This is a genomic window from Methylobacterium sp. J-001 (assembly GCF_022829565.1).
In the GTDB taxonomy this organism is placed as follows: domain Bacteria; phylum Pseudomonadota; class Alphaproteobacteria; order Rhizobiales; family Beijerinckiaceae; genus Methylobacterium.
Genome location: NZ_JAKSYN010000200.1, coordinates 91,516 through 110,663 on the forward strand (window position 1 = coordinate 91,516; position 19,148 = coordinate 110,663).

At 69.1% G+C, this 19,148-nt stretch carries 15 protein-coding genes and 1 riboswitch; of the genes, 9 read left to right on the top strand and 6 right to left on the bottom strand.

What is annotated here, in order from left to right; all coding sequences use genetic code 11:
- Nucleotides 1-6: 6 nt before the first annotated feature.
- Nucleotides 7-1,458, bottom strand: a complete 1,452-nt coding sequence (locus MKK65_RS24770) for a carbohydrate porin (protein ID WP_243960628.1) — start codon at nt 1,456-1,458, stop codon at nt 7-9.
- Between the two features lie 121 nt (nt 1,459-1,579).
- Here MKK65_RS24770 and MKK65_RS24775 point away from each other — a divergent pair, with 121 nt between their 5' ends.
- Nucleotides 1,580-3,175: a gamma-glutamyltransferase family protein gene (locus MKK65_RS24775; protein WP_243960629.1), complete on the top strand. Its 1,596-nt coding sequence runs from the start codon at nt 1,580-1,582 to the stop codon at nt 3,173-3,175.
- 12 nt (nt 3,176-3,187) lie between these two features.
- Here MKK65_RS24775 and MKK65_RS24780 read toward each other — a convergent pair whose 3' ends face one another.
- From MKK65_RS24780 to MKK65_RS24790, 3 genes are all read right to left on the bottom strand, one after another.
- Nucleotides 3,188-4,045: a class I SAM-dependent methyltransferase gene (locus MKK65_RS24780; RefSeq protein WP_243960631.1), complete on the bottom strand. Its 858-nt coding sequence runs from the start codon at nt 4,043-4,045 to the stop codon at nt 3,188-3,190.
- Nucleotides 4,046-4,057: 12 nt separating this feature from the next.
- On the bottom strand, nt 4,058-4,567 hold the full coding sequence (locus MKK65_RS24785) for an OsmC family protein (RefSeq protein ID WP_243960633.1): 510 nt from the start codon (nt 4,565-4,567) through the stop codon (nt 4,058-4,060).
- Between the two features lie 78 nt (nt 4,568-4,645).
- Nucleotides 4,646-5,779, bottom strand: a complete 1,134-nt coding sequence (locus tag MKK65_RS24790) for an aminotransferase class I/II-fold pyridoxal phosphate-dependent enzyme (RefSeq protein ID WP_243960995.1) — start codon at nt 5,777-5,779, stop codon at nt 4,646-4,648.
- Nucleotides 5,780-5,905: 126 nt separating this feature from the next.
- Between MKK65_RS24790 and MKK65_RS24795 the strand changes: the two genes are divergently transcribed.
- From MKK65_RS24795 to MKK65_RS24815, 5 genes are all read left to right on the top strand, one after another.
- Nucleotides 5,906-7,171, top strand: coding sequence for an adenosylmethionine--8-amino-7-oxononanoate transaminase (locus MKK65_RS24795; protein WP_243960997.1), 1,266 nt, complete (start codon nt 5,906-5,908; stop codon nt 7,169-7,171).
- A gap of 132 nt (nt 7,172-7,303) precedes the next feature.
- Nucleotides 7,304-7,693, top strand: coding sequence for a response regulator (locus MKK65_RS24800; protein ID WP_058191058.1), 390 nt, complete (start codon nt 7,304-7,306; stop codon nt 7,691-7,693).
- A gap of 85 nt (nt 7,694-7,778) precedes the next feature.
- Complete coding sequence (locus MKK65_RS24805; RefSeq protein WP_243960635.1) at nt 7,779-8,408, top strand: MarR family winged helix-turn-helix transcriptional regulator; 630 nt, start codon at nt 7,779-7,781, stop codon at nt 8,406-8,408.
- Nucleotides 8,409-8,692: 284 nt separating this feature from the next.
- Nucleotides 8,693-10,834, top strand: a complete 2,142-nt coding sequence (locus MKK65_RS24810) for a TonB-dependent receptor (protein WP_243960637.1) — start codon at nt 8,693-8,695, stop codon at nt 10,832-10,834.
- Between the two features lie 238 nt (nt 10,835-11,072).
- Entirely contained in the window at nt 11,073-12,149 is a 1,077-nt protein-coding gene (locus tag MKK65_RS24815; protein WP_243960639.1) for an oxidoreductase, read from the top strand.
- Here MKK65_RS24815 and MKK65_RS24820 read toward each other — a convergent pair.
- Both MKK65_RS24820 and MKK65_RS24825 read right to left on the bottom strand, forming a co-directional pair.
- The gene (locus MKK65_RS24820; RefSeq protein WP_243960641.1) at nt 12,073-13,578 is read right to left on the bottom strand and encodes a PepSY domain-containing protein; all 1,506 of its coding nucleotides are present in this window, start codon (nt 13,576-13,578) and stop codon (nt 12,073-12,075) included. The two genes, MKK65_RS24815 and MKK65_RS24820, sit on opposite strands and share 77 nt — an antisense overlap.
- Nucleotides 13,575-15,758: a TonB-dependent receptor gene (locus tag MKK65_RS24825; protein ID WP_243960643.1), complete on the bottom strand. Its 2,184-nt coding sequence runs from the start codon at nt 15,756-15,758 to the stop codon at nt 13,575-13,577. Before MKK65_RS24825 ends, MKK65_RS24820 begins: the two co-directional genes overlap by 4 nt.
- Before the next feature lie 292 nt (nt 15,759-16,050).
- Nucleotides 16,051-16,247: riboswitch (cobalamin riboswitch) on the bottom strand.
- A gap of 455 nt (nt 16,248-16,702) precedes the next feature.
- Here MKK65_RS24825 and MKK65_RS24830 point away from each other — a divergent pair.
- The 3 genes from MKK65_RS24830 to MKK65_RS24840 all read left to right on the top strand — a co-directional run bounded on the left by MKK65_RS24830 (nt 16,703) and on the right by MKK65_RS24840 (nt 18,887).
- Entirely contained in the window at nt 16,703-17,044 is a 342-nt protein-coding gene (locus MKK65_RS24830; protein ID WP_313902061.1) for a HigA family addiction module antitoxin, read from the top strand.
- 899 nt (nt 17,045-17,943) lie between these two features.
- On the top strand, nt 17,944-18,321 hold the full coding sequence (locus MKK65_RS24835; RefSeq protein WP_082643147.1) for a HigA family addiction module antitoxin: 378 nt from the start codon (nt 17,944-17,946) through the stop codon (nt 18,319-18,321).
- A 104-nt stretch (nt 18,322-18,425) separates the two neighbouring features.
- Nucleotides 18,426-18,887, top strand: a complete 462-nt coding sequence (locus MKK65_RS24840) for an NUDIX hydrolase (RefSeq protein WP_243960647.1) — start codon at nt 18,426-18,428, stop codon at nt 18,885-18,887.
- Nucleotides 18,888-19,148 lie beyond the last annotated feature (261 nt).

Here is a 19,148-nt window from a genome sequence, read left to right on the forward strand (position 1 = left end):
CCCGGCTCAGTACTGCACGGTCGCCCGCACCCCGAGCACCGCTGCATTGCGCAGGCGACGCCCGTCCGGGCCAGCCACCCCGGCGCCCGGATGGAGCACGTATTGGACGTCGGGCTGCACCGTGAAGCCCGGAACCACGACCGCCTGGTAGGTCGCCTCCAGCACCGTCTCGGCCCGCCGTCGCGGCATCGGGACGCCGGTGTAGAAAATCGTGTCCCGGTCGGCCCGGCGGGCATCGTCGCTGATCCGGGCCTGCGCGAGGCTGATGCCGATCGTGTCGTCGTTTCGACCCTCGAACAGCCCCTTATAGGCGAGGCCGGTATCGAGATAGGACTCGATCAGGCTGGAACGGGTCGGCGAATAGGCCGCGCGTACGAAGAAGCCGAGGCCCTCGTCGTCCTTCCCGGATTCCCGGAACAGGGTCTGGTCGTAGATCGCGTAGAGGCCGGCATTGCCCCGCAGGGGGCGGCCGATCCCCGTAGCATTCGGGTCGGCCAGCGGCACACCGGTGATGTCGAAGCGCAGGCTGTCGAACCGGCCGAAATTCTGCCAGCCGCCCAGCGTGATGTCCCCGGGCAAGCCTTTGGCCCCCGGCTCGATGTTGTACGCGTAGGTCGCCTCGGCGACGACGAGCGCCGGGTCGTTGGTGCGAAAATTCGTGCCGGTGCGGTTGAGCCGCTGCGCCTCCGGATCCTGGCCCGGCCGGTTCGCACCCGCCGGATCGCCGTCATAGAGGCCGACCTGGAGCGAGACGCCGTTGCCCGGCGTATATTTCGCACGGATCGCCGGTGCCGAGAGCGGATAGGCCGGGCCGCCGCTCGGCAGGTCGAGCCCGGTGATCGCCGGCCAGCCGAAGGTGGAGTTCACGAACAGGGTCGCGGTCTGGCTGACGAAGAACTCCGTATCGGCCGCCTGCTGGCCGATCCGGAGACCGAGCTGCCCGTCCATCAGACTCTGATCGAACCACAGCACGTAGAGCCGGGTCGACGGCAGCGCCTCGATGACGCTCGTGGTCAGCAGGTCGCCGACATAGTAGCGCGACAGACCGGTGCCGTGGATGAAATAGGCGTTGGCGTGGATGGTCGCGCCCTCCCAGCCTGCCAGCCGGTCGAGATCGAGATTGAGCCGCAGATTCAGGCGGTCCTCGACGATCGCCCCCTGACGGATTCCGCCGGTCGGGTTGCCGAGCAGATCGGCCACATAGGTCAGACTGTATTCGATGCCGCGGGCCTTCAGCCCGGGGCGGATGCCCAAGGGATCGCCGAGCGGGCCCAGGGACGGCTCGATCGACCGGACGTAGCCGCCGGACGCTTGACTGGTGCTCTCCGGCTGCGCGACCGAGATGCGCGGATCGGCCCCCGCGCCCTCGTATACGGTCCGTACCCGCTGCTGCGCCGCGGCCGGGGCCGCAGTCAGGGTGAGGCCGATGGCCAACCGAGGCCAAATCTTGAACGACATCGGCCGCTTCCGCGCGACGGGCATCGGCCTTCCTAGCATGGCATAGCCCTGGCGAGCGGCGGGACCTTGCAGCAGCCGCACACTTGCCTAACGCTGCGACCGGAACACCACAGGATCGTCGATGCCCGAGACCCCCGTCTTTTCCGACAGCGCCGTCGCCGCCCCTCACCATCTCGCCGCCTCGGCCGGCCGGACCGTGCTGGCGCAGGGGGGCAACGCCATCGAGGCGATGGTGGCGATGGCGGCCTCGATCGCCGTGGTCTACCCGCACATGAACAGCATCGGCGGCGACGGCTTCTGGTTGGTGCGCGAGCGCGGTGGGCGGGTGCGCGGCATCGAGGCCTGCGGACCGGCCGGGCGCCTCGCTACGATCCAGCGCTACCGCGAGAAGGGCTATGACACGATCCCGTCGCGGGGCCCCGACGCCATGGTGACGGTGGCCGGTGCGGTCGGCGGCTGGGAGCTCGCGCTGGCGTTGTCCAAGGCGCTCGGCGGCCGCCTGCCCTTGGAGGTGCTGCTCGCCGACGCGATCACCCAGGCCCGCGACGGCGTGCCGGTCTCAGCCAGCGAGGAGCGCTACAAGCCGCAGCCGGGCGACACCCTGTACGAGGCTCCGAACTTCGCTGCGACCTTCCTCAAGGATGGCAAGCCCTATCGGGCCGGCGAGATTCGCAAGCTGTCGGCCCTCGCGGCGACCCTGGAGCAGCTTGCCCATGCCGGGCTCGACGATTTCTACCGGGGTGACGTCGCGCACGAGATCGGCGCCGATCTGGAGCGCCTCGGCGCGCCGGTGACCCGGGCCGACCTCAAGGCCTATCAGGCGGCCGAGCGCAGGCCGCTGGCCCTGCGCCGGCGCGACGCCACCCTGTTCAACTTCCCGCCTCCGACCCAGGGGCTCGCGGCGCTGATCATCCTGGGCCTGTTCGACCGGCTGACCATCGCAGCCCCGGAGAGCGTGGCGCATTATCACGGGCTGATCGAGGCGACGAAGCGGGCCTTCGCGATCCGCGACCGGGTGGTGACCGATTTCGGCCGCCTGCGCCACGACCCGGACGATTTCCTCGCCCCCGCGTTCCTCGCCACGGAAGCCGCCCGCATCGACATGAAGCGGGCGGCTTCGGTCCCGCTGCGCGACTCCCCGGGCGACACGGTCTGGATGGGGGCGATCGACCGGGATGGGCTGGCCGTCTCCTACATCCAGTCGGTCTACTGGGAATACGGCTCCGGGGTGGTGCTGCCGCGGACCGGGATCGACTGGCTCAACCGCGGCGTCTCGTTCTCCCTCGACCCGTCCGCCGTGAACCCGCTGGAGCCGGGGCGGCGTCCGTTCCACACCCTGATCCCGGCGCTGGCCTGCTTCGACGACGGCCGAGTGATGGCCTACGGCGCGATGGGCGGCGACGGCCAGCCGCAATTCCAGGCCCAGATCTTCTGCCGCTACGCCGATTACGGTTTTTCCGTCGCTGGCGCGGTGGAGGCGCCGCGGCTGCTCTACGGCCGGACCTGGGGCGCGCCGTCGCTGAGCGTGAAGGTTGAGGACCGGTTCGACCCGGCGATCCTGTCTGCGCTGGAGCGCATGGGCCACCAGATCGAGCCGGTCGGTGTGCCCTACAGCGACACGCTGGGCCATGCCGGCATGCTGGTGCGCCGGGCCCGGGACGGGCGGATCGAGGCGATGCACGACCCGCGCTCCGACGGCGGGGCGCTGGGGTTCTGAAGTCGCTCTGCCCTAGCGGGCCTGAACCAGCCAGCAGGCGGCGCGCAGGCGAACGGAACCGCCGGTCGCGTGCGGGCGCAGGGCGGCGGTGACCGCAGTCGCGGCCCGGGCGCGCAGATCGGGTTCGGCCTCGCGTACGAGATGCGCGGTCGGCCCGAGATTGAGCGCCACATGGGCGGCGGCCTCGGCGGCCTTCGCATCGGTGTCGCCGCGGCCGAGCTCCACGTCCCGGTCGATCGCGTCGCAAGTCACGGTGCCGAAGCCCGCGCCGCGCAGCAACGCGACCAGCGGGTCCGCTGCGGCGAAGCGGAACGGGCCGGGTGTATCCGCTGGCGGCGGCTGCGGGATCTCGGGCAGCAGCGGGACCACCGCCTCGCGGGGAACCGTCACCCAGTGATTCTCCGCCAGAGCACGCCAGCACAGGAACGTCAGCTGGCCCTCCGGGTGCAGCATCCGGCGGATATTGGCGAAGGCGCGGGCCGAATCCGGGAAGAACATCACGCCGAACCGCGACAGGGCCTGCCCATAGGTCCCGAGATCCGCGCTCTCGACATCCGCTTCGACGAACCGGATCGGCGCAGCCCCGGCCGCCTCCGCCTCGGCGCGGCCCCGGGCGACCGCGAGCAGCGGTACTGAGATGTCCGCACCGGTCACGCCTCCCTCCGGACCGACCCTGCGGGCGGCCTCCAGGGTCGTGGCGCCGGAACCGCAGCCGATATCGAGCACGGACTCGCCGGTGCGCAGCGCCGCGCGGGCGAACAGAGCCTCGGTCAGCGGTGCGAACACCGCATCGAGAACTGTCTGGTTGCGGGCCCAGCGGGTCCCGACCTCGCCGTTCCAGTACTCGGCCTGGGTGATGCCGCTGGCCATGGCCGTCCTCCTTCAGGCCGTCGTAGTGGCGACCGACAATTCGGGCTTGTGATTCAGGGTCTGGAACACGACGCAGTAGCGCTCGGTCAGCTTGAGCAACTGCGCGAGCTTGTCCTCCGGCGCGTCCGTATCCAGCGCGAAGAACAGACGGATGCTGCGGAATCCCACCGGCGCCTCCTTGTCGACGCCGAGGGTTCCGCGAAAATCGAGATCGCCCTCGGCGCTCACCGTGCCGGAGCGCAGCGGGATCTCCAGCGCCGTCGCCACCGCCTTCAGGGTCACGCCGGCGCAGGCCACGAGGGCTTCGAGCAGCATGTCGCCGGAGCACAATTCCAGTCCGGAGCCGCCGGTGGCCGGGTGCAGCCCGGCTTCCGCGATGGCGCGGCCGGTCTCGACCTTGCAGGCGATCTTGGTGTCGTCGAGCGTGCCCCGGGCCTTCAAGGTGATCACGGCCGAATCCGGGGCCGAGCGGTACTGGTCCTTGATCGGAGCCTGGAGGGCTCGCAATGCGCTGGCGTCCATCGGGCGTCGTCCTCTCGGTTGCTCTGGTCCGGGCCCCTCTTGGGCGGGAGCGTCGGCGACGAGGTATAGGGTCGGCGCTCAGGGACGGGAAGCGCGGCCCGTCAGCGCCGCCACCGCGTCGGCAAGGGCATCGACCTGCGCCTCGGCGTGGGCGGCCGAGAAGGCCACGCGCAGCCGCGCGGACCCGGCCGGTACGGTCGGCGGGCGGATCGCCACCACCAGGAAGCCTTCAGCCTCCAGGGCCGCGGAGATGTCGAGCGCCGTCTGCGCGTCGCCGACCAGGACCGGCACCACGGCGCTCTCGGCCTCCGGCAGGCCCAGGCGGGCCGTGAACCGCCGGGCGAGGGCTAGCGGCCGGGCGCGGCGCGCCGGCTCCGCCTCCAGGATCGCCAGGGCTTCGAGGGCCGCAGCGGCCGAGGCCGGCGGCAGGCCGGTGGTGTAGACGAAGCTCCGGGCGCGGCTGGTCATCAGGTCGATCACCGGCCGCGACGCGCAGAGATAGCCGCCATAGGAGCCGAGCGCCTTCGACAGGGTGCCCATCTCGAGCGGCGCCCGCGGCCCGTCCTCGACCACGCCGATCCCGTGGGCGTCGTCCACCAGGGTCCAGGCGTCGAACTGGTCCGCGACGCCCAGGATGTCGCCCAGCGGCGCCCGGTCGCCGTCCATGCTGAACACCCGCTCGGTCAGGACCAGGGCGCGGGCATGGAGCGGGCGGTGCTCCGCGAGCGTCTTTGCCAGATCGCCCGGATCGTTGTGGCGGAAGGTCAGGATCTTGGCGCCCGACAGCCGCGCCCCGGCCCACATGCAGGCATGGGACAGCTCGTCCAGCACCACGAGGTCGCCGCGCCCCACCAGCGCCGGGGTGATCCCGAGATTGGCGAGATAGCCGCTGCCGAAGACCAGGGCGCCCTCGGTGCCCTTGTACCGCGACAGCCGATTCTCCAGCGCCCCGAGCACCGGATGGTCGCCGGTGACCAGCCGCGACCCGCCCGCCCCGGCCCCGTAGGCCGCGACCGCCGCTTGCGCGGCCACGATCACCCGGGGGTGGTGCGACAGGCCGAGATAATCGTTGCACGAGAACGAGACGAGCGCCCGGCCCCGGCGTACCGCCGCGGCTTCGGCACCCCGCTCGGTGGGCGTTAGCCGCCGCCGCAGGCTGCCGGCCTCCAGGGTGTCGAGTTTGGTCCGGGCGAAGGCGTCGAGGCTGTCCATCGGATGGGTCATGGGGGCGCGGGCGCGGCGGATGTCAAGGTGGGGCCGATCGGCTGCCATCGCGCTGAGCGCGAGCTGAGCGGCGCCCCGCTTGACCACCCCCGCCCCACCGCCCATCCCTCCGCCATGACGTCCGACCTATCCCGAAAAAACCTGTGGCGGCCCTACACGCAGATGCGGCTGGCGCCGCCGCCCCTGGAGGCGGTGGCGACGCACGGCAGCCGTATCGTGCTGGCCGATGGCCGTGAGCTGGTGGACGGGATCTCTTCTTGGTGGACGGCGGTGCATGGCTACAACCACCCGCACATGGCCCAAGCCGTGGCGGATCAGCTGGCGCGGATGCCGCACGTGATGTTCGGTGGCCTGACCCATGCCCCGGCCGAGCGGCTGGCGGCGCGGCTCGCCGCCTTGTTGCCGGGGGATCTCGACCACGTCTTCTTCACCGATTCGGGCTCTGTCGCCGTCGAGGTCGCGCTGAAGATGGCCGCCCAGATGTGGCTCAATCGCGGGGTGAGCGGCCGGACCAGGGTGCTGGCCTTCCGGGGCGGCTACCACGGCGACACGATGGGGGCGATGTCCGTCTGCGACCCCGAGGAGGGCATGCATCGCCGCTTCGGAGCCTACCTGCCGAGCCAGATTTTTTGTGACCTGCCGCGCAGCCCGGCCGAGGTCGCGGTGCTCGACTCGACTCTCGCGGCCCACCGCGAGACGTTGGCCGCCGTGATCGTCGAGCCCCTCGTCCAGGGCGCGGGCGGCATGCTGATGCACCCGCCGGAGGTGCTGGCGACGATCGCGCGCCTCGCTCGCCGTCACGGCCTGCCGCTGATCGCCGACGAGATCTTCACCGGGTTCGGTCGCACCGGCAGCTTGTTCGCCTGCGAGCAGGCCGGGATCGTGCCGGACATCCTCTGCCTGTCGAAGGCGCTCACCGGCGGCACCATGGCGCTGGCTGCGACCGTCGCCCGGACGGAGGTGTTCGAGGCGTTCTGGTCCGAGGATCCGGCTGCCGCGCTGATGCACGGCCCGACCTTCATGGCCAATCCGCTCGCCTGCGCGGCTGCCAATGCCAGCCTCGATCTGTTCGAGACCGAGCCGCGCCTCGATCAGGCCCGAGCCATCGCGCGCCGCCTTGCGGACGGGCTGGCCAGCCTGAAAACCCTGCCCGGGGTGGCGGATGTGCGCGTGCTCGGCGCCATCGGGGCGGTGCAGTTCGCCCGCACACCCGACCTCGCCGCCCTCAAGGCGGCCTTCCTCGATCGGGGCGTCTGGGTGCGGCCGTTCGGCGACATCGCTTATCTCACCCCCGCCCTGACCATCCCGACGGCGGATCTCGATCGCCTGATCGAGTCCGTCATCGCCGTCATCCCCGGGCAGGCCGCGGCTCTGTCCTGAGCGCCGCGGCTACACGATCGCGCGAGCCGCCGCTGCCTCGGCCTGCAACCCGGAACCGTTTCTGCCGTTGGGCTCACGCTGACATCGCGTGCGGCGGCCCGTGCGGCCGGACGCTGCCGGAGGGAGTACACAGTGGCGAGCGAGCAGACGGTTTCGGGCGGCGATCGGCCGGTGATCCTCCTCGTCGAGGACGAGGCGCTGACGATCATGGACCTCGGGGACGTGCTGGAGGATGGTGGCTACGACACGGTGCAATGTGCTTCCGCCGAGCGGGCGCTCAGCATCCTTCAGGCACGTCCGGATATCTGCGGGCTGGTGACGGACGTGCAGCTTTCGGGAAAGACCGACGGCTTCGACTTGGCGAGCGCGGTGGCCGAGGCTCGGCCGCAATTGCCAATTCTGATCGTGTCAGGGCGGGCGGCCCCCGATCCAGCGCGGATGCCGTCCCATGCCGACTTCATCGCCCGGCCCTGCACCGGCGAGGACATTCTGGACCGTCTCAAGCGCCTGATGCAGTGCTGAACGCGCAGCCTTGTCGGCCCCCGTCATCGCAGCGTCACCCACCCGCGCCACAGGATCCCGGGCGGCCGTGTGACGGGGATGGATCGTGCAGCTTCAGGATGGTCCGGCGGCCGCCGGCATAGATGCGGGCGCTCCAGTGGGCGACAAGCAGAAACGCGATCGTGAGATCAAGGACGCGGGCGCGTCGGAGGGATCCGCCAAGAAGATGCGGCCGCCCGGCGTGCGCAGCGTGGGCTGGGCGCTGGTGCAGGCCGCGCGCCTACACCGAGCCCGCACCGGCGACCGGCTCGCCAAGCTCGGCTTGTTCGCCGGGCAGGAGCAGGTGGTGCAGGCCCTGGCCGCGGCCGGGACCATGACGATGGGCGATCTCGCCGCGCTCCTGCGGGTGCGGCCCCCCACCGCCTCGAAGACGGTGACCCGGCTCGCAGCCCTCGGCATCGTCGAGCGTCGGGCCGAATCGGGTGACGGGCGGGTGGTGCGGGTGCAACTCACTGAATCCGGACTCGCCAAGGCCGAAGCGATCGAGCGGATCCAGGAGGAGGTCGAGGCGGAACTCCTCGACCATCTCGACAAGACCGACCGTCGCCGACTGCGCAAGCTCCTCCGCAAGGCCGCCCGCGGTCTCGCTGAAGCGGCCGGCGCCTCCGGCCCGGTCTCCGAGGTCGATGCCGAGATCGAGGCGGAAGAGGACGAGGCCGAGGCGATCGCGGTCTGACGCGATCCGTCCTTGCGCGCAGCGTAGCGTGTCGGGCGGCATGCGATCTCCGATGACGGCGTCTTCCGAGGTTGCTACGCCGCGCGCGCGACGACGGCGTGCAGATGAAGGAACGCCTTCGAACAGGCGTTGAGCGCCTGGTCGCGCAGCAACATCACGCTGCATCCGCGTGGATGTTGCAACGATGTAACGTTGCCCTCTTTCCCGCTCCAATCCCTTGGTCGGCCCTTGCGCCCCATCATCGTGGCACGCGAATGAAACGATATAACACTGTGTGAGCCCCGATGACCCCGTCTCCTCGCCTCGCGTTCCTGGCCGGCACGATCCTGTCGGCGCCCCTCAGCGCCGGCCTGCTCACCGCTCCGGCGCAGGCGCAGCAATCCGTGGCCCTCGACGAGATCAGCGTCACCAGTCCCAGCCCGATCCAGGCGACCCGGCCCACGGGCGGTTCCGCGGCCCCGCTTCAGACCGGCATCCTGCCGGTGGCGACCAACACCTTCTCGCCCGTCACCGTGGTGACCCAGGACCAGATCGCCCGCGACCAGCCCCGGACCCTGGGAGATGCCCTGTTCGACCGGCCGGGGATCTCAGCCACCACCTACGCGCCGGGGGCGGCCTCGCGGCCGATCATCCGCGGCCTCGACAATGCCCGGGTGCGCATCCAGGAGAACGGCATCGTCAACGGCGGCGTCTCGGATCTCGGCGAGGACCACGCGGTCCCGGTGAACCCGCTGGTCGCCGACCGGATCGAGGTGATCCGCGGTCCCGCTACCCTGCGCTACGGCTCCGGGGCCATCGGCGGCGTGGTCTCGGCCGACAACAACCGGGTGCCGACCTTCATCCCGGCGAACGGCGTGCAGGGGCAGGTCACCACCGGCTTCTCCAGCGTCGACAACGGCCGGCTCGGCGCCGCCACGGTGGATGCCGGCGGCGACGGGATCGCGGTCCATGCCGACGGGTTCAAGACCGCCAACGACAGCTACGCGATCCCGGGCGGGATCCAGCGCAACTCCTACAACGAGTCGCAGGGCGGCGCGGTCGGCATCTCGGCGATCGGCGACCGTGGCTTCGTCGGCCTCTCGTTCAGCCACTACGACGCGATCTACGCGATCCCGGGCGGCGTCGCCGAGCAGGACCGCACCCGCCTGACCCCGAACCAGGACCGAGTGCTGTCGCGGGGCGAATATCGGCCGCTGGACGGCCCCTTCGAGGTGATCCGCTACTGGGCGGGCTATTCGGTCTACCGCCACAACGAGGTCGGCATCGGCGAGGATGGGATCGAGGGCATCCAGGCGATCTTCAAGAACCGCGAGGCGGAGGGGCGGCTGGAACTCCAGCACGTCCCGGTCGACACCGCGTTCGGCCGGCTCACCGGCGCGCTCGGCTTCCAGTCGGACCGGCGGGTGATCAACACCCAGCTCGAATCGTTCCTGCCCAAGACCGAGTCCCGCGCCAACGCGGTCTACCTATTCGAGGAGCTGGAACTGCGCCCCGGCACGCGGCTGCAGGCGGCGGGCCGCTACGAAGTCGACCGGCTGTCGAGCACGGCCGCGCAATTCCCCGCCGACTACGCCCCGGTCGATGGACAGGATCCGTTCCAATACGCCCGGACGCGGCGCTTCGCCCCGAAGAGCGCCAGCATCGGCGCCCTCCAGGATCTGCCCTACGGCTTCGTGGCGAGCCTCAACGGTTCCTATGTCGAGCGCGGTCCCACCGGCTACGAGCTGTTCTCGCAGGGGCCGCACGATGCCACCGCGACGTTCGAGATCGGCAATCCGGACCTGAAGAAGGAGCGCGCCCGCACCGTGGAGGCCAGCATCCGGCGGGCCGAGGGCCCGCTGCGCCTCGACGCCACCGGGTATTACACGCGCTATACCGGCTTCATCTATCGCAACTTCACCGGGTTGGTTTGCGACGACGACTTCGCCTCCTGCGGCGGCGGCACCGAGAACCGGCAGATCGTCTACCAGCAGCAGAACGCCACCTTCTACGGTGCCGAGATCATCGGCCAGTATGACGTCCTGCCGGTCGGCAACGGCTTTGCCGGCGTCGAGGCCCAGTTCGATTTCGTGCGCGCCCAGTTCGACAACGGCACCAACGTGCCGCGCATCCCGCCCTACCGGCTCGGCGGTGGCGTCTACCTGCGGGCGGATGGCTGGTTCGCCCGGGTGAACCTGCTCCATGCCTTCGATCACCAGGCGACCGCCCTGTTCGAGACGCCGACCCCTGGTTACAACGACCTGCGCGCCGAGCTGAGCTACACGCAGGCGATCGATCCAGCGATCTATGGGGCGAGTGCGATCACCTTGGGCGTTCAGGGCCGGAACCTGCTCGACGACGATATCCGCAACTCGACCTCGTTCAAGAAGGACGAGATTTTGTTGCCGGGCCGGAACGTGCGGCTGTTCCTGACCGCGCGGTTTTAGGGACGGGCCTGGGCGGCGGACGCGCCGGATACGGTTCTCATGCGCCGGCCTGTGCGCCCCTCCGTCATTGCGAGCGCAGCGAAGCAACCCAGTGCGGCGCCAGCCTCGAAGATGTCGTGCTGCCCTGGGTCACTTCGCTTCGCTCGTGATGACGGAGAGGGGCAGCGGAGGCGGTGAACACCGACGCTCACGCCGCTATAGTCACGCCGTCCCGATGGCCGGGCCGGACGACACCACCATGGCGAGCGCACCTGCACGGATCCGTGTCGGCCTGATCGGCTACGGCTATGCCGGCAGGACCTTCCACGCCCCGCTGATCCGGGCGGTTCCGGCGCTCGACCTTCGGGTGGTCGCCTCAAGCGACCCCGCCAAGGTTTGGGCCGACCTGCCCGGCCTGGACGTCGTCGCCGATCCCGCCGCGGTGGCCGCCTCGGATGGTGTCGACCTCTTGGTGATCGCATCCCCCAACGACACGCATGCGCCGCTGGCTCAAATCGCCCTGGAGGCGGGCAAGCACGTGGTCGTCGACAAGCCCTTCACCCTCGATCTCGCCGAGGCGCGCGGGCTCGTCGCGCTGGCGCGGCGCCAGAGCCGGATGCTGTCCGTCTTCCACAACCGGCGCTGGGACAGCGACTATCTGAGTGTCCGGCGGGCCATCGCCGAGGGCGTCATCGGCAAGGTCCGGCATTTCGAAGCGCATTTCGACCGGTTCCGCCCGCAGGTCCGTGACCGATGGCGGGAGGGCGCCGGGCCCGGCGGCGGCATCTGGTACGATCTCGGCCCGCACCTCGTGGATCAGGCGCTCCAGCTGTTCGGGCTGCCCGACCGGGTGACGGCCAATCTGGCGCGGCTGCGCCCTGGCGCCCTGTCCGACGATTGGGCGCACGTCGTGCTGGCGTATCGGGACCTGCGCGTGGTCCTGCAGGCCAGCATGCTGGTCGCCGGCGGATCGTCCCGCTTCGTCGTCCACGGCGAGGCCGGCAGCCTCATCAAGGAGCGGAGCGACATCCAGGAGCAGCAGCTCCTGGCCGGCATGGCTCCGGGGGCGCCGGGATGGGGCGAGGACCCGGACGGGATCGCCATCCACGACGGGAGCGGAGCCGTGGCACATGCGCCTGCGGTGGTCGGGGACCAGCGGCGCTACTATGCGGATCTGGCTCGACAGCTTGTCCAAGGCGTAGTCGAATCGTCGGCGGCTCTGGAAGCGCTTCACGTGATGGCCTGCCTGGAGGCGGCCCTCATCGCGGCACGGACCGGGACGTCGGTTGCACTGACGCTGACGCCGGGTGAACGGGACGCCTCGGGCTGCGGCTGAGGCGCCGCCAGCCCGCGACGATCCCGGTGACCGCGATTCCGGCGGCAAGCAGGTTCAGGAGCCATTGCGCCGCCGCGCGCAGGGTCGGTCGGCCGGTCAGGACCGGAAGATCGAGGCGGTGGGGCGCGTTGAACAGCCAGCGGTTGATGCGGCCGGAATGGTCGAGCCGCTGCAGGATGGTGCCGTCGCGCGGGTCGATATGGAGCCAGGTGGCGGCCGGGTCGTCGAAGCGCAGACGCAGGATCGGGAGGGGCCGCGGATCCGTCCCGTGCGGATACCAATAGGCGTCGTAGGCAACCAGATGCTGGGTCGCCCGCAGGCGTCCGTCGGGGATCGCGGCGGCGGCGGCCGCCGCGAGGGTGCTTGTATCGGGAAAAGAGCTGCCGTCCGCCACGACGGGGCATGGACCGTCCGGTGCATCGGCAAAGACCCACCAGCGGCCACCGATGACGGTGAAGCGCACGGATCGGGTTTCCGGTCCGGCGCGATCGCGGATCTGATGGATTGCCACGCCGAGCGGTCCGGGCGTTCCGGTATAGGCCGCGCGCAGCCCGGAGGGCGGCGCGCTCGACGCGAACCAGCGGTTCGGATTCATGGAAATCCAGCCGCTCAGGATGAACGCCCCGAGCCCCAGCCCACCCGCGAGGCCGAACAGGTGGTGCCAGCGCGCCAGCCCGCGATAGGGCGTCACGGCGCCCCTGGCGTAGCGGTGGCGCAGGCGCAGGCGCCAGATCCCGATGGCGAGGCCGCTGAGCGCCCCGAGGGCGGCGAAGCCCGAGAGCCACAGCAGCACCGTGCGCCACAGCTCCGCCCGGGTGCGCAAAGGCGTCAGGTAGATCCAGTGCGGCACCGAGCCGAGCCAGTTCCAGGCACGCTCGGACCGTGTCGTGTCGAGCGCGATCTCGCCGGTGACCTGCGAGACGTAGAGCTCGGTCCCCGCAGGATCGCCGAGGGCGACCTTGTGGAACGGCCGCAGCGGGTCGTAGCGGGCGGTGACGGTCCACTGGTCCCGCCCCACCGGCTCGACGCGGGCGCCCGGCCGATCTCCCGCGGCAAGCCGCAGGGCCGCCTCCGCGTCGACCGGGCCGAGCCGCGCGCCATTCCGGCCCGAGACCGTCGCCCGCGCGCCGTCGCGCCCGGTGATTCGGTAGATCGGCTCGTCGCCGCGCATCTCCAGGGCGAACGCGGCCGGCACGCCCGCGACGCCGCCGGCCGCGAGCGCCGCATCCGGCGAAACACCGAACTGATCCCAGGCGATCGGCGCCAGGCGTGCGAGGCGCTCAGGCGGCGTGAGCGCCGGGAACGGCACGTAGAGCATCACCAGCCCGGAGCCGATCCACAGGGCGAAGAACAGGCCCGTGGCGATCCCGGCCCAGCGGTGGAACAGGAGCAGCCAGCGGCGGCCCGCCTTGCCGATCCAGCGCCTCACCACGTCACCGTGTAGGCGACTTCCACGGAGCGCGGCCGGCCCAGCAGCCAGTTGGTGCCGACGCCGTTCACGGCATTGCCGCTGATCGCGTAGACCTTGTCGAACAGGTTGTAGACCCGCAGGCTCAGCCGGGACTCGGCCGTGACCTGATGGTCGAGCACGAGGCTGACGAGGTTGTAGGCGGGGCGCCGGGCCGTGTTGGAAAAGTCGCTATAGACCTGCCCCACGTTCTGGAGCCCGGCACGGGCGGTCCAGTCCCGCGAAAAATCCCAGGTCAGCCAGAGATTGGCGATCCGCTCGGGCACGTCGATCGGCTGGTTGCCGGCATACGAGACGGTGGCGCCGTTCACGTTCTGGTCGAAGGCATCGTACTGCGCGTGCAGCAGCGCGAGGTTGCCGTCGAGCCGCCAGCCCGGGCTGAACTGCCAGCCCAGCGCCAGCTCGAAGCCCTGCGAGGATTGGCTCCCCACCTGGGTCGACAGCGTCGGCTGGCCCGGCACCGCCGAGATCAGATTGTCCTTGACGATCCGGTAGCCGGCCACCGTCCATTCGAGCGCGCCGTCGAAGGCGAGCCCCTTGGCGCCGATCTCGACCTGCGTGCCGGTGGCCAACTGAAAGTTGGAGAGCGACTGCGTCAGCGTGATGAGACTGTTCACCGGGTCGGTGGCGAAGCTGTACTGCGCGTAGAGCGCACTATCCGGCGTCGAGTTGTAGACGAGGCCGAACCGGTAGCCGAGCGCCTGATAGGTCTTCTCGAACTGCGTGCCCGCCTGCAGGTCCTGCCGATGGAGCGTCGGCACGTCGAGCCGCACCCCTGTGAGGAACGAGAGTTTTTCCGACAGGATCACCCGGTCCTCGGCGAAGACCGACGCTTGGCTGGTCTGTGTGGCGTAGGCCGGCCGCGCTCGACCATTCTGCGGGAAGTAGCCCGGATCGTAGCCGGTCAGCGGCACGCTGGTGGTCTGGTCGAAATAGAAATTGTTCGTGTGGCGGAAGTCGATGTGGTTCACGTCGAACCCGACCGCGAACGCGTTCGGCAGGCCGAACAGGCTGCCCTTGAAGCTGGCGTCCAGGCGATTCCCGACCTGTTCCTGGCTGTGATAGATTTCGAGGTAATCGCCGCGGTCGACCAGTCCGGTACCGCGATTGTAGATATACTGCTCGGTATCGAGCCAGTGGCGCCGGCTGGTGAGCCGGTACGCGGTGTTGCGCACGATGATGTCGGCCGAAGGCGTCCACTCGGTCTTGAACTGGGTCCAGTTATCCGCCCAGGTGATCTTCGCGTCGCGGACGTTGTAGTTGTTGAACCGGATCAGGTCCGGGATCCTGCCCTCGACCAGGGGCGTGCCCCAGTAGCGCGCCGGTTCCTGGTAGCCGAGATCGTGGCTCATTGTGAAGGCGAGGTCCGGGCTCGGCTGGAACAGGAGGGCGGCCGAGACCGCGAGGTTCCGGAAATCGCCCTCCGGCCGGATCCAGCCGTCCGCGCGATTGCCGCTGACGTTCAGGCGATACGCGAAGGTCTCGCCGAATTCCTCCCGGCCGAGCGCCCCGCCCGAATCCAGCGCGAGCCGGGCGACCCCGTCGGTGCCGATCACCGCGCGCGCCACGTTGATCGGCACGAAGACCGGCTTCTTGGGCACGACGTTGATCACGCCGCCGATGGCGCCGTCGCCGTAGAGCACCGAGGACGGCCCGCGCAGCACCTCGATGCGCTCGACGTTCCAGGTGTCGAACGGGAACGTGACCGTGTTGGCGCCGACATAGAAGCGGGTGCCGTCATAGAGCTGCTGGATCGAGTTCGGCCCCGCGAAGCCGCGGGAGGTGAACGCGCCGTTGCCGTTGCCCGGCGCCGCGATCGTGGTGATGCCGGTGGCGTCCTGGGTCACAGCCTCGGCGATCGTGTCCTGGCCGCGCAGCCGCGCGGTCTCGCCGGACACGATGTCGACGCTCGCGGGCGTCTCCAGCGGTGTCAGGCCGAGCCGGCTCGCGGTCCGGTCGGGGGTACGCAGGTTCAGCCCGATCGGGGCGGCCCGGGTCAGGCTGACGCCGCCCTCCCCCTCGACGGAGAGCTGGTCGAGGGCGACGACGTCCTGGGCCCCGGCCTGGCTCGCCAGCACGGTGAGCAGGGCGCCGCAGATCGGCACGCTCCAGCTGTAGAGCGGTTGTTTTGATAGGGACATGGTTGGAGACGGTCCATGCGCGGCGGCAACCGGCCCGGACGCTCTACAAGCAACGTAATAACATTACAATTACCGTTTCGTGCCGATATCCGCTCCGCCGTGGCGCAGTGGCCCGGGCGGTGGATCGGTCCGCGCGAAGGCGCGGCCGGGATCGGCACGACAAGAGAGAGCATCAGGAACCGGAACGCGGGCGCGCTTGCTGTGGCACGTCACCGCGAACGAAGCCTCGCCGACCGCGCTCGCGCAACGACCGTCTCGACACCCGCCAGGACACCCCGCCCAGCGCGTTTCGCGTGTGACCACGGCTGACGGCAGGTCTCCTGGCTCACGGGTCGCCGCCCTCGCACCGTCTTCCCGGGCCGAGGCCCAGTGACGTGGTGGTGAAGGGCTCGCCGCTCACAGTTGCGGGGACAGCCGCGGTTTCGGGAAAAGACCCCTCACCGCGTTCCCTTTTGATCCCCAAAGGGAACCGTCACTGAATAGCTTGGCTGTAGACCAGTTGAACGTCAAGCGTGTGGATATCTCGTCCGGCGAGCGGACCGCGCGTGGGATCGCGAAGGCCTCCGGCAATCCGGCATCAGCGGGAGGACCGCATTGCTGGATGCTCCGAGCCTTGCGTATCGCACGGCCAAATAGGCCATGAATTTGGTATTTTTCGATCAGACGCCGCGGTATTCAGGGAGATATGGCAATTAATCTGCGGGCTAATAAAATAAATTCTGCCGAAATCGACGAATAATGGTGTGATAACGCCAAAGCGTATGCCTAACTCATGCAAAATACGGCTGCGGAACTTTTTGTGATCTGGAGCGTAAGCATGATAGCCTTCATGAAGAATGATGAACGAAGGTGGTATCTTCCAAAAATAACGGACTTCGATCAGGATTGTATCCTGTCGAAGTTCAATATCCAGGAAGGAGTTCGTAATGAGAACGAATTATGTTTTGGAGAACCCCGGCCATCCTGGCGGGTTCGTCCGTCGTAATATCCTCGAGCCACGCAACCTGACCGTCATGTCCGCGGCCAGCCAGTTGGGCATAACGCGCCAGACTCTGTCCGACTTCCTCAATGAGACGTCGCCTCTCACCGGCGAGCTGGCGCTGCGTATCGAGACAGCCTTCGGGTGCCGCATGGAAACCCTGATGGAGATGCAGACCCGCTTCGATATCGCCCGCGCTCGGAAGCGCGAGCGGCAGATCGCGAGCGAGCTTGCGGCGCGGATTCAGGTTCAGGCTCCGACCCGACGGACTCTGGCCATCGTCAAGCGCCTCTACGCGTTCGGGTGAGGCCGGTTCGCGGTGACCGAACGTCCGGGATGCCGCATCGGGACCAGAGCGGCGGAGGGACGAGAGGTCTCGTCCCTCCGCCGCTGCCGTTCGTCCTCTGCCATGATTCGGCGCGAATGCCGGGCCTTATCGCGCCTGAGACGTGCCAGGGTTCAGTCGGACCCGGTGACATTCGATCCCTGTCCTGGCCCCATGACGGCCGTGCCGAGGCGGATGGTATTCCCGGGCGCGACGCGGGATGAAGGCGCATCGGCCCGGGGCGGATCGGATGGCCGGCACATCGTCGCGTAGCCGCCGCGCTGCCCGGGTAACCTGTCCCGGCCCGCCCCGCCGTGATCGGGCGAGAAACGACTCGTCGGCTGCCGACGCGCGGAAAGCTGCGGTTCCGAGAAAACCGTCCCGGTGCTTCCTGCCGATGCCGGGCCAGGGATGCCAAGTGGAGCAGATATCGCCGCGCGATACCGTTGGTTGTTACGGACTGAAGCGGGCCGGCATTCTTCGTCGACGGACGGCGTCGCGTGCACACGATCCTGTTATTGTCTCGGCGACGATTGTTGTATCGATCGCCTGATGATCAACACATATGCACCAAGCTCGATGTATATTACAACGGTTTTCAGAATAAAGACAAGATTTTCAAGAAAAATCTCCGTTCATGGCGAAGATTGACGGCCGGCAAATCAGTTGATATGGGCGTTACGTCTTGATTGCTGGACAATACAGTTTCTATACCGGCAAAATTAAACAGATCATGGCCGGCTAAGCTAATCGTTTGGTTCCGATCACGCGGGCGGAGCGCTGCTTGCGCGCGTGTGGAGCGACAGGTCTGCCGCTGCGGTGATCGGTCGACCTGAACGCCGTTGCGACCTTGACTCGATCCGTTGGTGAAGGAGACCCAGGTGAACGTTGTCCATCAAGCGACAAGTCCGTGCCATCCCGGTTTGTTCGTCCGCCGCAAGGTCTTCGAGCCGCGCAACCTGACGATCATGGAGGCGGCCGGCCTTCTGGGTGTCACGCGTCACGTGCTCTCGGACTTTCTGACCGAGAAGACCGGTTTGACGGCCGACTTGGCCTTTCAGATCGAGAAGGCGTTCGGATACAGCATGGAAATGCTGATGGAGATGCAGAAGCAGTTCGACATCGCCGCAGTCCGCAGGCGCGAGCGAAACGTGCGGAACGACTCGGTCGCCACGGCCTGGTCCCAGGTCGCCGCGACACGGCTCCATGTTGCCCAGACACGGGCTCAGGTGCCGGACCGTAAGCACGCCTTCGCGTAACGTTCCGGCGCTGCGGATCGCGGCCGGGCATCCGATCCGCCGGAAGCCGCGGCGCCGGCATTCCGGGCCGTTGTCGGTTTGCGAGCCGCGCACTACCAGACCGCATGCATGTCTGGCGTCCCCCTCCGGAAATCCGCGTGAAGGCGCTGGGCTTGCCCTGGCGGGGCCCTCGGCTGCTGGTCGCCGAAGTCTATACCGACGCCGGACGCCTCAAGGGCGTGCGGCCGCTCGGGGGCAGCGTGGCCTTCGGCGAGCGGGCGGAGCAGGCGCTCCTGCGGGAATTCGAGGAGGAGCTCGGCCTCACCGTGCGGATTCTCGATGCGCCGTTCATCATGGAGAATCTGTACGTGCATGAGGGCAGCCCCGGGCACGAGGTGTTGTTCCTGTTCCCCGTCGCCCTGCCGCCCAGCCCACTCGATACGCTCGAGTCTGTCGTCTTCCACGAGGATTCCGGCGCGCCCTGCGTGGCCCGCTGGTATGACCTCGAGGATCTCGATCGCGACGGCGGGCCTGAGCTTTATCCGGTCGGGCTCAAGGCGCGGCTGCTGGCCGAGGGGCGGAGGTAGACGCGAGCTCCAGCGCGACGCGGGAGGGCCTGCATGTCGGCTACTCGGCTGCCGCCAATGTCTGCGCGGCCGCGGCTCTGGTCGCCTCCGGTCGCCTGCCGGCCGACGCGGTTGCCGTGACGGTACTGTGCGACACCGGGCTCAAGTACTGAGGGTTGTGGGGTCGGCCATCCCCGCCTTTGCCGCTGCGCCCCCGCGATGCTAGAGCCGGGTGACCCCATCGGTCCGGGTCCTCCGCGACGCCGCGGCCGATGCGCCCGG